At 73.3% G+C, this 13,185-nt stretch carries 10 protein-coding genes, 2 tRNA genes and 1 pseudogene; 8 read left to right on the top strand and 5 right to left on the bottom strand.

Annotation, left to right across the window (positions count from 1 at the left end; genetic code table 11):
- Nucleotides 1–101: 101 nt before the first annotated feature.
- Together HCN52_RS01530 and HCN52_RS01525 are read left to right on the top strand one after the other, a co-directional pair.
- Nucleotides 102–1,304 (top strand): MFS transporter, encoded by a 1,203-nt coding sequence (locus HCN52_RS01530; protein WP_168086498.1) that lies wholly within the window; start codon nt 102–104, stop codon nt 1,302–1,304.
- Nucleotides 1,301–2,407: a sugar ABC transporter permease gene (locus HCN52_RS01525; RefSeq protein WP_168086497.1), complete on the top strand. Its 1,107-nt coding sequence runs from the start codon at nt 1,301–1,303 to the stop codon at nt 2,405–2,407. The genes HCN52_RS01530 and HCN52_RS01525 overlap by 4 nt, the downstream gene beginning before the upstream one ends.
- Here the strand turns inward: HCN52_RS01525 and HCN52_RS01520 are convergent.
- Complete coding sequence (locus tag HCN52_RS01520; protein WP_312876484.1) at nt 2,394–3,602, bottom strand: acyl-CoA dehydrogenase family protein; 1,209 nt, start codon at nt 3,600–3,602, stop codon at nt 2,394–2,396. The two genes, HCN52_RS01525 and HCN52_RS01520, sit on opposite strands and share 14 nt — an antisense overlap.
- A 146-nt stretch (nt 3,603–3,748) precedes the next feature.
- Between HCN52_RS01520 and HCN52_RS01515 the strand changes: the two genes are divergently transcribed.
- Nucleotides 3,749–5,524, top strand: a complete 1,776-nt coding sequence (locus tag HCN52_RS01515; RefSeq protein WP_168086496.1) for a CoA transferase — start codon at nt 3,749–3,751, stop codon at nt 5,522–5,524.
- Complete coding sequence (locus HCN52_RS01510; RefSeq protein ID WP_168086495.1) at nt 5,521–7,170, top strand: class I adenylate-forming enzyme family protein; 1,650 nt, start codon at nt 5,521–5,523, stop codon at nt 7,168–7,170. The genes HCN52_RS01515 and HCN52_RS01510 overlap by 4 nt, the downstream gene beginning before the upstream one ends.
- Before the next feature lie 79 nt (nt 7,171–7,249).
- Here HCN52_RS01510 and HCN52_RS01505 read toward each other — a convergent pair.
- The 3 genes and pseudogenes from HCN52_RS01505 to HCN52_RS01495 form a co-directional block, all read right to left on the bottom strand.
- Nucleotides 7,250–8,111 (bottom strand): annotated as a pseudogene (locus HCN52_RS01505) (IS5 family transposase).
- A gap of 561 nt (nt 8,112–8,672) precedes the next feature.
- A tRNA-Ile gene (locus HCN52_RS01500) sits at nt 8,673–8,746 on the bottom strand.
- A gap of 190 nt (nt 8,747–8,936) precedes the next feature.
- Nucleotides 8,937–9,009: transfer RNA gene (locus HCN52_RS01495), tRNA-Asn, on the bottom strand.
- Nucleotides 9,010–9,180: 171 nt separating this feature from the next.
- Here HCN52_RS01495 and HCN52_RS01490 point away from each other — a divergent pair.
- The 3 genes from HCN52_RS01490 to HCN52_RS01480 all read left to right on the top strand — a co-directional run bounded on the left by HCN52_RS01490 (nt 9,181) and on the right by HCN52_RS01480 (nt 11,357).
- Nucleotides 9,181–9,477, top strand: coding sequence for a YtxH domain-containing protein (locus tag HCN52_RS01490; protein WP_168086494.1), 297 nt, complete (start codon nt 9,181–9,183; stop codon nt 9,475–9,477).
- A 200-nt stretch (nt 9,478–9,677) separates the two neighbouring features.
- Entirely contained in the window at nt 9,678–10,058 is a 381-nt protein-coding gene (locus tag HCN52_RS01485) for a VOC family protein (RefSeq protein ID WP_168086493.1), read from the top strand.
- Between the two features lie 288 nt (nt 10,059–10,346).
- The gene (locus tag HCN52_RS01480; protein WP_168086492.1) at nt 10,347–11,357 is read left to right on the top strand and encodes an NADP-dependent oxidoreductase; all 1,011 of its coding nucleotides are present in this window, start codon (nt 10,347–10,349) and stop codon (nt 11,355–11,357) included.
- Nucleotides 11,358–11,480: 123 nt separating this feature from the next.
- Here HCN52_RS01480 and HCN52_RS01475 read toward each other — a convergent pair whose 3' ends face one another.
- On the bottom strand, nt 11,481–12,656 hold the full coding sequence (locus HCN52_RS01475; protein ID WP_168086491.1) for a PA0049 C-terminal domain-containing protein: 1,176 nt from the start codon (nt 12,654–12,656) through the stop codon (nt 11,481–11,483).
- 213 nt (nt 12,657–12,869) lie between these two features.
- Between HCN52_RS01475 and HCN52_RS01470 the strand changes: the two genes are divergently transcribed.
- Nucleotides 12,870–13,157 carry a GlsB/YeaQ/YmgE family stress response membrane protein gene (locus tag HCN52_RS01470; protein WP_168086490.1) on the top strand — a complete coding sequence of 96 codons (288 nt, stop codon included), beginning with the start codon at nt 12,870–12,872 and terminating at the stop codon, nt 13,155–13,157.
- The last annotated feature ends 28 nt before the right edge of the window (nt 13,158–13,185 follow it).

The following is a 13,185-nucleotide window of genomic DNA, read 5'->3' as shown; positions in this document are numbered from 1 at the left end:
CGGCCTTCACCATGCCCAGGCGTGGGGGAACGATCTCGTCCGCCGGGCCGACTCACTGGAGTGTGCGCTGAATCCGTCCGAGTCGAGTGGAGCTGCGTGGCATGACGGACCGATCGGCGGTCTCGGCACCGGGGCGTGCCCCGGCCCGTGCGTGGCCGCTCACCTCCCTGCTGACGGCGTGTATGGCGTTCTCGATGATCCAGCTGTTCCTGCTGGGCGCGCTGGGCCCACTGCTGGTCGATGAACTCGATGTCTCCCCGGTGGTGCTGGGGCTGACGACGACGATCGGGTTCGGTACGGCTGCCGTGCTCTCCCCGCTCGGCGGCCGCATCGTGGACCACGTCGGGTCCCGACGTTCGCTGATGGTTCTGCTCCTGGCGGCCGGCGGTGCGCTCGCCCTCATCGGATCGGCGCCGGGCCCGGGACTGTTGCTGTGCGCCGTCGCCCTCGGAGGCATCCCGCAGGCACTGGCCAACCCGGCGACGAACACCGCCGTCCTCGCCGTCGTGCCGGCCGAGCGACGAGGTGCGGTGCTGGGGACGAAACAGTCCGGGGTTCAGCTCGGGGCCTTCGCGGCGGGGCTGCCGCTGGCCGCTCTGGCCGGCGGCCTCGGGTGGCGGAGCGCCTTCTGGGCCGCTGCCGTAGGAGCGCTGCTGCTGGCGTGGGGGACGTGGCGGGCCCTGCCCCCGGAGCGCCCGCGCCGGGCCGCGGCGGGTGTGCGTGCCGGCTACGCGTTCCGTGGAATGGTCGCCCGGCTCGCGGTCTTCTCTCTTCTGCTCGGTGCGGCGATTGCCTCGGTCAACACCTATCTGACCCTCTACGGGGTGCGTGCTCTCTCGATGGGAGCGACGGAGGCAGGCGTGCTCGTCGCCGTACTGGGAGTGGCGGGAGTCGTCGGCCGTGTGGGGTGGGCCCGGGTGGCGCGGCCCGGGCGCGCCGAGTGGCTGCCCGGCCTGCTCGCCCTGGGAGCCGTGGGCGCGGTGGCGATGCTGATCGCCTCCCGGGACGTACCGCCCCTGGTGTGGGTGGGCGCGGCGGGCATCGGGCTTCTCGCGGTGTCGGCGAACGCCGTGACCATGGTCCTGGTGGTGCAGCGCTCCCTCCCGGGGCGCGCGGGCCACGACTCGGCGCTCGTCGCCGCCGGCTTCTTCGCGGGATTCGCCCTGGGGCCGCCGGTATTCGGACTGCTGATGCAGGCCGAGCGGTATGGCGCGGCCTGGCTGCTGGTCGCGTGCGAGCTCGCGGCGGCCGGGGTGGTCGCCGTTGCGTGGGCTCACCGTGACCGACGGGCGGCTGCCCGGTGACGGCGCCGGGTGCCCCACAGTGGGCCGGCTACGCGCTGGACAGTGTCCTCGCCCGTGTCGCGGCGACCGAGGCCGAGGTGGGCGAGCGCTTCCCGCTGTATGCCGACCCCGCCGACGGTCGCTGGACGTCGACGCGCCGCGGCTCCTGGACCGGAGGGTTCTGGGCGGGGCTGTTGTGGCTGCGTGCCGGCAGAACCGGAGACCCGGACCACCGGAGTGCCGCGGCCGACTGCATGCGTCGACTCGGTCCCTGGGCGGAAGCCGACACCGCGACCCGAGGATTGATCCTGTGGTACGGGACCGCCGCGGAACACCTGCCCCGCGGCGCCTTCGACGCGCGGGCCGCGGCCGCGCTCCGCGCCCGCGCCGCCGCCGCCTGCCTGGACGCGGTGGACGCGCGCCTGGGCATGGTCCCGTGGGGTGGGGCGCTGGGCGGTCCCCGGTTTCTGGCCCGGGCGGACGGCGTCCCCGGGATGGTGCCTCTCCTGGCCGCCGCAGGCCCGGACGGAGCTGCCGCGGCGGCGTCTCACCTCGACGCCCACCTCGCACTGTGCCTGGGAGGTGACGGCGTTCTCCCCGCATGGCGCTTCGACGAGGAGACCGCACGCTGGCAGAGGTGCGCGTCGCCCGCACCGGGCTGGAGTCGCGGTCCCGCCTGGCTTCTCCTGGCCACCGTGGACGCGCTGCTGCGGCCCGAGGTGGCACGGAGGCTCTCCACGCCCGTGGACCGCACCGTCGAGCGGCTGCTGGCCGGGGAGGGTGTGCTGACCGGTCCGCTGGTGCCCCTGGCCGACCACACCCGGCGCGACGGACCGTGCGACACCTCGGCCGCCGCGATCACCGCCGTCGCCCTGCTGAAACTGGCTCGGGTGCCCGGTCGCCGGGCCGGTCGGTACACCGAGCGGGCCACGGCAATCCTGAATCGCCTGGTGCGGCGGCACCTCTCCCGTGGCGGTCCCGATCGCCCCTCGGGCATGCTGCTGGACGGCTGCTACGAGGCCGACCGGGGTGTGGCCGTCCGCCACGAGGTGATCTGGGGCGACTACTTCCTGGCAGTGGGCCTGGCCGCCCTCGTGGGCGTCGTCGACCTCACCCGGACGTAGCGTCCCCGACGGAGTACCCGCGCAGGACGGCGCGGGCGACCGAGGTGATGTGCAGCTCGTCCGGACCGTCGAGGAGACGGGCGGCGCGGCCGGTGCGGAAGAGCGCCGGCAGCGGCGTGTCAGGACCGAGCCCAGCCGCGCCGTGCACCTGGATCGCCGAGTCCGCGACCTGCTGGAGCATCCTGGCGGTGGCGACCTTCGCGAGTCCGATCTCGACGCGCGCGTCCGCGCCCGCGGCGATCCGCTCCACCGCCTGGTGGACCAGCGCACGCGCGCCGCGCAGCGCCAGCAGGGCATCGAACACGTGCTGCTGGACCAGCTGATGCCCGCTGAGGGGGCCGCGCGAACCCGTGCGGGTCGCGGCGCGCTCGCACAACAGGTCGAAGGCTCGCTGCGCCTGGCCCAGCCAGCGAAGACAGCGAAGCGTACGCCCGATCCGCAGCCGCTCACCCGCCACGGCCAGAGCCGCGCCCCGCGTTCCGACAAGATGGTCGGCGGGCACCGCCACCCCGTCGAGCTCTATCTCGTACTGGCCGCCGACCCCGCAGACCGGCAGTTCGCGGACCACACGGAACCCCGGGGCGGTGGTCGGGACAAGGAGCAGGGACAGGCCCGCGCGGTCGCCGGGGCCGCCGTCCGAGCGGGCGAGAACCGTCACCAGGTCCGCATCGGCCGCGCCGGAGGTGAACCACTTTCGCCCGGTGATGCGCCAGCCGCCGTCCGGCCGTCGCTCCGCCCGGGTGGCCGTCAGCAGTGGGTCGGTGCCGGGCAGATCCGGTTCGGTCATCGCGTAGCAGGCGCGCAGTTCCCCGGCGACCAGGCGGACCAGGAACTCGCGCCGCACGCGTGGCCCGGCGTGCCGCGCCAGCATGGTGACATCGAGCAGAGACGCGGACCCCAGCGCGGCGGGGCCGTGGTCACTCGCCCCCTCCACCTCCGCCCACGTCGTGTAGGTGCGGAAATCAGCTCCTCCACCTCCGAGTTCGGTGGGAAGTGGCAGCGCCCACAGCCCTTCACCCCGGGCTTGGGCTCTCAGGTCGCGGAGTGCGGCGGCCGCAGGCGCACCGCCTCCGTCGAGGTCGCCCTCGCGCGGCATGACCCGGGTACGGACGAAATCGCCCACTCGTTCCCGCAGCGCGGCCGCGGCCGGTTCGGCCTCGCGAGGGTCGGTGTGTGCGGTGTTCGCGTCATCCACCGGCTTCTCCTCTCTCGTTCTCCGGGAACCCGTGGGAACGGTTGTCCGACTGTCTGTCCGTGGAGCTGGTCGGGTTCGCACGCCCGCCGGTTCCCGAGACCACGCGTCCGGAGCGGCGCCGAGCGCCGTCCCGGGAAGGGAGAGACATGGCGTCACCTGGAGGAAGCCGGACGGACCGGCCCCTGGACACCTTGAACTTCGACGCGTCCGGACCGCCGGCGATCATGGGCGTCGTCACGGACCATCTGCGGCGGCTCGGTGCCCGGACGCGCACAGCGGTGCCACCGGCCTCCTCCGTCGGCCATCTCACCCTGGCCGGTCCCGGCTTCGTGCCCGTGGAAGCCTCGGTGCGCTGGTCGGAGAGGCCGGGCGGAGCCGTCGACGAGGCCACTGCCCAAGCAGTCAGCGGCATCATGGCGGTGCACGGCAGGCGGCACGGTGCCCCGCGGGGGATCGCCGCCGACTTCGTCTCGACCGCCACCGCAGTGCTGACGGTCCAGGGTCTGCTGGCGGCGCTTCTCGGCCAGGCCCGCGGCGGCACCACCCGCAGGGCCGCGACGCGTGCGGACCACGCCGCGCTGCTGACGGTCTCGCAGTACCTCGCAGCCGCAGCCGCCGAAGACAGCGAGGCGACCGAACTCGCGCCTGGCGGACCACCGTTCACCTCGGCGGACGACGTCCACTTCGAACTGGAGACGCTCGACCCCGGCGCGTGGGCCGCGTTCTGGCGAGCTCTGGACGCCCCGGCCGAGGCGATCCGGGCGGGATGGCGGCCCTTCCAGTTCCGGTACGCCACCGCCTGCGCCCCCCTTCCGGAGGCGTTGCACCACACGGCCCGCGCCACCAGCTGGCCGGCCCTGCGGGCCGCGGCGGACAGTTCCGGTGCCCAGGTGTGCAGACTGCGCTCCCTCCGGGAGCGGGCCGCCGAGGACACCGGCGCGACCCCGTGGTCTCTCCGGCCCGCCCACCCCGCGTCACACAGGCCCGGCCAGGCGGCCCCTCCGGCCGACCTGCCACTCGCCGGACTCACCGTGCTGGAAGCGGGCAGACGCATTCAGGGCCCTCTCGCGGCACACCTGCTGGGCATGCTGGGGGCGGACGTCATCCGCATCGAGCCACCGGGCGGGGACCCTCTGCGCGGGATGCCACCGACCTGTTCCGGCGTCTCCGCCCGATGGCTCGCCCTGAACCGGGGCAAGCGGGCCGTCGAGATCGACATCAAGGCGGAGTCGGGCCGGCGGCAGCTGCTCGACCTGGTGAGCGGCGCCGACGTCTTTCTGCACAACTGGGCACCCGGCAAGGCCGCCGAGCTGGGGCTGGACTCCGACGACCTCGCGCGGGTCCGGCCCTCTCTCGTGTACGCCTACACCAGCGGATGGGCGGGACGTCTGCGTACGCCGCCCATGGGTACCGACTTCATGGTCCAGGCCCGTACCGGTGTCGGCGAGGCGGTTCGTCCCGAGGGTGAGGTGCCTGCACCGTCGCTGATGACGCTGCTGGACGTCCTGGGCGGGATGCTCGGCACCGAGACCGTCCTCGCCGCACTGCTGCTGCGGGAACGGACGGGATGCGGAGTGCGGGCCGAATCTTCGCTCCTCGGGGCCGCGGACGTCCTGACCGCTCCGGCGTTGAGCCGGCTGGCCCAGGGGCGGGAGCACCGGAGCCGCCCCGGATTCCGTCGGCCGCTGCAAACGGCCGACGGCTGGGTCGCGGTCGCGGACGAGCAGGTGGCCGAACCTCCAGCCGGACTCGACAAGCTGCCGACGAGTGAGGCGCTGGCGACCGTGACCGGCCGGGGGACACCCGCAGTCGCCGTCACCACCGATCTGGCGCGTATCGCTGACGACCCGCACTTCGCCGGCCTCGTCAGCAACGACAGTCACGGCGCAATCGCCCTCAGCACCCCCTGGAGCCTGACATGACCGTTGTTCTCCACGACCTCCTGCCGACCGAACTCCGCCGAGCCTGGGCCGTCGACGGCACCTGCCCCGACCTCGACCTGTACAGCCTCTTCCGGGCCCGGCTGGTCGCCGACCCGCACCGCACCGCCGTCCTGGACGCCAAGGGTGCGCTCTGCTACACCGCGCTCGACCGCAGGGTGCGCTCTCTTGCCGCCGGCCTGCAGAGCCTCGGCATCGGCCCGGGCGATGTGGTCGGCGTGCAACTCCCCAACGGCCGGGACGCCGTCATGGCGGATCTGGCCCTGGCTGCCCTGGGGGCGGTGGCCCTTCCGTTCCCCGTCGGTCGCGGGGTCATGGAGAGCGAGTGCCTGCTGCGCCGCTCCGAAGCGGTCGCCGTGATCGCGGCGACCCGTCACCGGGACCACCACCACGCCGCCGACTTCGTCCAGTTGCGCCCGGCATTGCCGCATCTTCGCCAGGTGATTGCCGTGGGCGCCGACGCCCCCGGCGGCGCTGTGCCCCTGCGCACCCTTTCCAGGACCGCCCCCGGGCCGTTCCTGCCGGCCCGGCCCCGCGCCGACGATCCGGCCCGTATCCTGGTCTCCTCCGGGTCGGAGGCGGAGCCCAAGATGGTGGCCTACTCCCACAACGCTCTGGCAGGCGGGCGCGGAAACTTTCTCGCCTCCCTGATCCCCGACGCGACACCCCCACGCTGTCTCTTCCTCGTCCCCCTCGCGTCAGCGTTCGGCTCCAACGGCACAGCGGTCACCCTGGCCAGACACGGCGGAACGCTCGTCCTGCTGGAACACTTCACGCCTGAGGCTGCCCTGGACGCCATCCGTAGCCATCGACCGACCCATGTCTTCGGAGTCCCCACCATGGTGCGGATGATGCTCTCCAGCCTCGACCCCGACCACGAGCCCCTGCCCGCACCGACGGCCATCGTCCTGGGCGGCGCCGCGCTCGACGAGACGACCGCCGCCGACGCCGCCCGAGCCTTCGGCTGTTCCGTCGTCAACCTCTACGGGTCCGCCGACGGGGTCAACTGTCACACCGGCCTGGCCACGACGGTGCCTCCCCAAGACGCCTCGGGTCTCGTCGCGGGCCGCCCCGACCCGATGGTCACCGACATACGCATCACCGACCCGGCCACACACGAGCCGCTGCCGGCAGGTGACGTGGGTGAGATCGAATCCCGGGGGCCGATGTCCCCGATGTGCTACGTCGGGGCGCCCGAACTCGACGCGCGCTACCGGGCGCCCGACGGATGGGTCCGCACCGGCGACCTCGGAGTCATCGACGAGGCCGGCCTCCTCCGCGTCGTGGGGCGACTCAAGGACATCGTGATCAGGGGAGGAGCCAACATCAGCCCGGCCGAGGTCGAACGGGGACTCACCTCTCACCCCGACATCCGAGACGTGGTCTGCGTGGGAGTGCCCGACGCCCTGATGGGTGAGCGCCTGGCCAGTTGCATCGTGGCGCGCGCAGGGCGCACCGTCGATCTCGCATCCGTGGGCCGGCATCTCACCACGCTCGGGGTGGAGAGACGCAAACACCCCGAACGCCTCCTGCTGCTGGAGGAAGTGCCTCTGAACCCGGCGGGAAAGCCGGACCGCGCGGCTCTACGCACGATGGTGCGGGCATCCATGGGCGATTGCAGCCAGTGACCTGAGTCGGAGATTCGGCGTTGGTTGGGCATGAGCGGTCCGAGCCCCAGGCGCTGTCCGGCGGATCATGGCGGAGCCTTCATCGGACTGCCGCTGCGGTGACCGTGCCGTGGAAGACGGAGGCCCGCTTGTCGTAACGGGTGGCGACCGCGCGGGAGTTCTTGACTCGGTTGACGGTCCGCTCGGCCTCGTTGCGTCGTCGGTAGCGCCTGCGGTCGAAGCCGGCTGGTCTGCCGCCCACGCTGCCTCCGTGCCGACGGTCGGCCCGCTGGTCCTTCGGCTCGGGGATCGTGTGTTCGATGTGCCGCCTTCGCAGGTAGCGGCGATCGCGGCGGGAGCTGTAAGCCTTGTCCCCGCTGACGTGATCGGGCCTGGTCCGGGGCCGCCCGACCAGCGGGCGGGGAACCGGGATCCGGTCCAGGACCCCGATCATCTGCGGGGCGTCACCCCCACTGACCTGGAGTGATCAGTCAAGCCAAGGGGTGGCAGCCGCCTTCACCGGCACGGCGGATCGTGGAGGGCAGGCCGTCCCGGGACCGTTCGAGTCCCTCATCGGGGCGGTGGTGCCGGGGCGTCGTCCTCTTTTCGGGAGCTGCGGCTTGGCCTTACGGGCGCCGGCCGCGGGCTGGTGTGCCCGGCAGGACGTCGAGTCGACGCCGACCATGCCCCACTCGATCCGTCCGGCGAGGTCGGCGTCGGTCCAGGCCGGGCTGCAAGAGCCGGTCCCAGGTGCCGTCCACGGACCAGCGGCGATGCCGCTCGTAGACGGTCTTCCACGAACCGTGGCGTTCCGGCAGGTCGCGCCGTGGCACACCGGTACGGACCCGGAACAGGATCCCGTTGAGCACGACGCAGTGATCCTTCCATCGGCCGCCACGGCCACCCGGAGCAGGCAGCTCCAGCAGCGACCACTCGCGATTCGTCGAATCTCCCCGACCCATGACCAACCAACGAGCGGCCGATCGGACAGTCCCATGACCCGCCGGACAGGCCCTGAGCGCTGTCTGACCGTCGGGCCTGGCCACTTCGGTGAACTGGAAGGGTGCCAGTGGCGATCGGTCCTCGGTGACGCACGCTCAAGCTTGGAGGGTGCGGGGCGCCGCCGTCGACTGCGCCTGCCGCGACCCCTCGGCGTGGCCCTGTCTCACCCGCGCAGCCTGCCCCGCCTGGTCTTCGTCGCAACGGTGGCACCTCGGCGATCCGCTCGGGGCGCCGAGCTGTCGTCGGGGACGCTGATGATGGGGTTCGCGGAGCGGTACTGAGATCGTGCACGGCCCCGGGGCCTGCGTCGGATCGCGCGGGGTGACTCGGCCGTGGGATCGTCGCTAACCGCCCCCACGACCGTGAGACCAGAAAAAGTCCAGGTCACAGCCATGTAGGCAACGCGCTCGACAGGGGAAGACCCAAGTCCGCCACACCGCCGTGTGGCGAACACCTAACGCCGATTGACCCCAGGAACCGTGTCTTCGCAGGTCAGAGCTGCTATGGCGTGGGGCGCTGTGTGGGGCGGGTGGGACTCGAACCCACGGCCGACGGATTATGAGTCCGTTGCTCTAACCAGCTGAGCTACCGCCCCATCAGCGGCGCGTCGCGCACATCAGTGCGCGTCGTCTGCCGCAGCATAGCCGCTCATACGATCTCCCGCCCGGGTCGGGGGGTGCTCGCCCGAGCTCGCCGCCGAGGCCATGGAGACATCGGTTCCCTCCTGGGCGGCCGCTATGCGCCGGAAACGCCGAAGGGCCCCGGACGGGGCCCTTCGGGTGATGCTCCCCCGACTGGACTCGAACCAGTAACCTGCCGGTTAACAGCCGGCTGCTCTGCCAATTGAGCTACAGGGGACTGCGCCGCGTGGGTTCCGCTTCCCGTTGCCGGGGGCGCTCCCTCGCTGCGAGCAATACATTAGCGCATGACAGGGGGTGCTCTGAAATCGGTAATCGGGGTACCCGGACGGTAGGGCTCCGGGTCGACCGGTCCGGAGCGACGACGAGTGCAGGGAAGAGGGGCGTTCCGATGCGGAAGCTCACGTTCATCACCGGTGCCGCAGTGGGGTTCGTGCTCGGCGCGCGGGCCGGCCGGGGGTGCTACGACCGGATCGCCGCGTCCGCCCGGCGGATCGCCGAGAACCCCGCCGTCCGCAACAGCGTGGAGACCGCGGCCCACAACGGCCGGGAGGCCGCGGTGCGCGCGGGCCACGCGGTCGCCGACCGCGCCGGTGACCGGCTGCCCGGTTCGCTGAGCCAGAAGCTGCGCTCGGTGCAGGGCCGCCAGAACCCGCTGGACGACGACTGGGGCAGTGGCGCCGCCTGACGCGGTGTCGTACGACCGCCGCCCGCTCCCGGCCACGGGGCCGCGCGGTGTGTCGGTTCCGACGGGGGTGGGGCGGGCCAGGTGCGTCCCACCCCCGTCGCGCTGTCCGGGCGGGCGGCACGGCTCGCGCCGCGCTGCGCCGCCCGTGCCCCTCCGCCCCCGGCGTGATCGCAACCACTCCGCACGAGAAGGAGCCAGGCATGCCCGTTCGTTGGTTCTCCACGGTGGTCGACTGCCGTGACGTCGTCGCACAGGCGCACTGGTGGGCGCAGGTGCTCGACTGGCGCGTCGCCGAGGAGTCGCCCGAGGGAGCCGTGGTCGCCCCGCCCTCCGATGCCGGTGGCGCGTGGCGGCCCGGGCCCGTGCTGGTCTTCGTGCCGGTCCCGGAGCGCAAGACCGTCAAGAACCGGCTGCACGTGGACCTCGCGCCGCCCCCCGGCTCCGACCGGGCGGTCGAGGCGGACCGGTTGCTGGGGCTCGGCGCCCGCCGGGTGGAGCTGGGGGAGCCGCATCCGTCGTTCGATGTCTTCGCGGACCCCGAGGGCAACGAGTTCTGCCTGCTCTCGGGCGAGCACGGCTGAGCCGCCGCCGTCCCGCCGCCGGCCCTCGCGCCGCCGCCGGCCCGCGTTGTTCACCAGCGGCGAACAGCGCTCCCGGGCGGTGGCGATCGTTCCACCGCGCCCCGATGGGTAGGCACGGCCGACGGCCCGCCCTCGCCGCACACCGGACCCCGACCCCACCGGACCCCGACCCCACCGGACCCCGACCCCACCGGGCCCCGACCCCACCGGGCCCCGGCCCGGCGGCTCGGACCGTCCGGCCCGAGCCGTCCCGGCAGACCCATCCGACCGCACGACGAGAGGAACCCGATGTCGCTCCCCGCCACCGGCCGAGCCTGGCACCTCGTTTCACGTCCGCACGGCACCCCCGTCCCCGAGAACTTCGCCCTGCGCGAGGAACCGGTCCGCGCGCCGGGCGACGGCGAGGTGCTGGTGCGCAACACCCATCTCTCGGTCGACCCCTACATGCGCGGGCGCATGAACGACCACAAGTCCTACGTGCCGCCGTTCGCGCTGGACGAGCCCATGGACGGCGCGGCGCTCGGCGAGGTGGTCGCCTCGGAGGCCGAGGGGCTCGCCCCGGGCGACCTCGTGACGCACAACCTCGGCTGGCGCGACTACGCGACCGTCCCAGCCCGCCAGGTCGCACCCCTCCCGCGCGACACCCCGCGGCCCTCCGCCTATCTCGGCGTCCTCGGCATGCCCGGCTTCACGGCCTGGGTCGGGCTGCGGAAGATCGCGGACATCAGGGAGGGCGACGCCGTCTTCGTCTCCGGAGCCGCCGGTGCGGTCGGCAGCACGGCCGGTCAGCTCGCCCGGCTGATGGGCGCCGCCCGAGTGGTCGGCAGCGCGGGCTCGCCCGCCAAGGTCGAGCTGCTGACCTCGGAGTACGGCTTCGACGCGGCCTTCGACTACCGCGAGGCCCCGGTGGGCGAGCAGTTGCCGGTGGCGGCGCCCGACGGCATCGACATCTACTTCGACAACGTCGGGGGTGACCACTTGGAGGCGGCGATCACCGCGATGCGGACGCACGGCCGGATCGTGCTCTGCGGGATGATCGCCCAGTACAACGCGACGGAGCCGCCGCCCGGGCCGAACAACCTCGGCCTGATGGTCGGCAAGCGCATCCGCGCGCAGGGCATGATCGTCACCGACCACCAGGCATCCCTGCCCGAGTTCCACCGGGAGGTCGCCCCCTGGGTCGACTCGGGCGAACTCCGCTACCGGGAGACCTTCGTGGACGGGCTGGAGAACACCCCGGAGGCGCTGCTGGGCGTCCTGCGGGGCGACAACACGGGGAAGATGGTCGTGCGGCTCTGACGGGCCGCACGGCGACGCGGGCCCGGGAGGCGCCACCCCGGCGAGGGAGGCATCCCCGGGCCCGCGCTTGCGTGGGACCGCGGCCGCGCTCGGGCCCCGCCCCGGAACGGTCGGCCGGCGCGGTCAGCCGGCCGGGAGGGTGCCCGCCGCGACGGCGAGCAGCGCGCGGATCTGCGCCGTGACGTCCATCCGGCCGGCGACCAGCGTGCCGTCGGTGAACCGGCCGGACGCCTCCGCGGCGTTCTCCTCGGCGAACTCCAGCACCGGGGTGTGGAGGTGCCCGCCCGGCACCCCCGGCGCGATGCGGTCGCGCAGCAGCGTCGCCCGGTACGCGACCTCGTTGGAGAGGTAGTCCCCACCGCCCCCCGCCCGTGCCGCCGATCCCTCCGTCGGGCCGTCCGGACGGGCCACCGGGTCGCCGCCGCCCGCGGGGACCTCGGTGACCGCCGCGTTGCCGCGCACGGTGTGCGGCCCGGTGGCCGCGGCGGTCATCGCCGCGTGCGGCAGTGTGCCGGCGGTCCACGGCGGGTTGGGGACCCCCTCGGCGCCGGGTACCGGCGGGACCGGGCCCGGTGCCGACTCCTTGAGGTTGTCGACGCCCTTGCCCCGCCAGCCGGCGTTGTGCAGCTCCACGTCGAACACGCCCGGTCGGCCCTGGCTGACCGTCATGAAGAGGTCGACGCGGCGGGGGCCCGGCTCCAGGTAGGGGCGCAGGGCCTGCTCGACGACGCCGTCGGTGAAGTCGCGCCAGCGCACCGGCAGCACCACCGCCTCGATGTGCGCCGAACGCCCGCAGTCGGTGCGGACGACGGTGCCGTGCAGCGCCAGCGCCGCCGCCCCCGAGGGGTTGCCGCGCCGTACGTCCCCGTCCAGACCGAAGGGGTCGAAGCCGGTCATCACGACGCGCAGCCGGTCCGGGCCCGCCGGCAGGCCGTTGAGGCCGATGCCGCGCGACTCCCGCCCGAGCGCCGCCAGCAGTGCGCCGGTGTCGACCGGGAACGCCGGCTGCCAGCCGCGGACCGCGCGTGCCAGTTCCAGCCGCGCCCAGTACAGCGGGCGGTCGTCGCCGTCGCCCTCACGGAGCCGGCGTATCGCCTCGCGCCACAGCGACCGGCCGTGGCGGGCGACCACCGCGGTCGCCTCGGACGCCGACCCGGTGTCGGCGAGCGCGGCGAGGAGCCGGGGTGCGGCGCCGGCGAGGCCGCCGTGCTGGATCAGTCGCTGGGGAACGGCGCCGGTGAGGCGGTCCTCCTCGATGGTGGGTTGCGCGGTCTGCGCTTCCGGCGATGGTGCGGGCACGGCCCCTCCGGGCGTTTTGCGGGAACAGGCGGGACAAGGCGGGGGGACGACCCATGGTTACCAAAGTTCACCGCTCCGCCAGAAGGTCTCCCCGGTCTCGTTACGGCGACGGTTTCCGCCCGGCCCGGCGGCTTGCCCCGCAGCGCTCCTCATGCCGGATTCGCCCGACGGGGGGATAGTGGAATCAGGCCACGTAAGAGGAGGAGTCTGGACATGAGTGTTATCGCGTGGATTGTGATCGGTCTGATAGCCGGTGCGATCGCCAAGGCGATCCTGCCCGGTCGTGCCAACTTCGGGATCATCCTGACCGCCGTGCTCGGCATCCTGGGAGGCCTGGTCGGCGGATGGCTCGGAGTGGTGATCTTCGGTGTCGGCGTGGCCGGCTTCTTCTCGCTCTCCACCTGGATCTGCGCCATCGTGGGCTCGGTCATCCTGCTGGGGCTGTACGGGATGATCACCGGCCGCACGGCGCACCACGGCGGCAGGCACCAGCACGCCTGACCCCGACCGCGGCGTCCCAGCCGCGACG

The organism is Streptomyces bohaiensis (assembly GCF_012033785.1).
GTDB lineage: Bacteria > Actinomycetota > Actinomycetes > Streptomycetales > Streptomycetaceae > Streptomyces > Streptomyces bohaiensis.
This window is presented reverse-complemented; position numbering and strand designations above follow the sequence as displayed.

What these genes read in the sequence shown, in the direction of transcription:
- HCN52_RS01515 (WP_168086496.1), top strand. Translation starts at nt 3,749, where the DNA reads ATGGCGTCACCTGGAGGAAGCCGGACGGACCGGCCCCTGGACACCTTG.
- HCN52_RS01485 (WP_168086493.1), top strand. Translation starts at nt 9,678, where the DNA reads ATGCCCGTTCGTTGGTTCTCCACGGTGGTCGACTGCCGTGACGTCGTC.
- HCN52_RS01480 (WP_168086492.1), top strand. Translation starts at nt 10,347, where the DNA reads ATGTCGCTCCCCGCCACCGGCCGAGCCTGGCACCTCGTTTCACGTCCG.
- HCN52_RS01530 (WP_168086498.1), top strand. Translation starts at nt 102, where the DNA reads ATGACGGACCGATCGGCGGTCTCGGCACCGGGGCGTGCCCCGGCCCGT.
- HCN52_RS01510 (WP_168086495.1), top strand. Translation starts at nt 5,521, where the DNA reads ATGACCGTTGTTCTCCACGACCTCCTGCCGACCGAACTCCGCCGAGCC.
- HCN52_RS01470 (WP_168086490.1), top strand. Translation starts at nt 12,870, where the DNA reads ATGAGTGTTATCGCGTGGATTGTGATCGGTCTGATAGCCGGTGCGATC.
- HCN52_RS01490 (WP_168086494.1), top strand. Translation starts at nt 9,181, where the DNA reads ATGCGGAAGCTCACGTTCATCACCGGTGCCGCAGTGGGGTTCGTGCTC.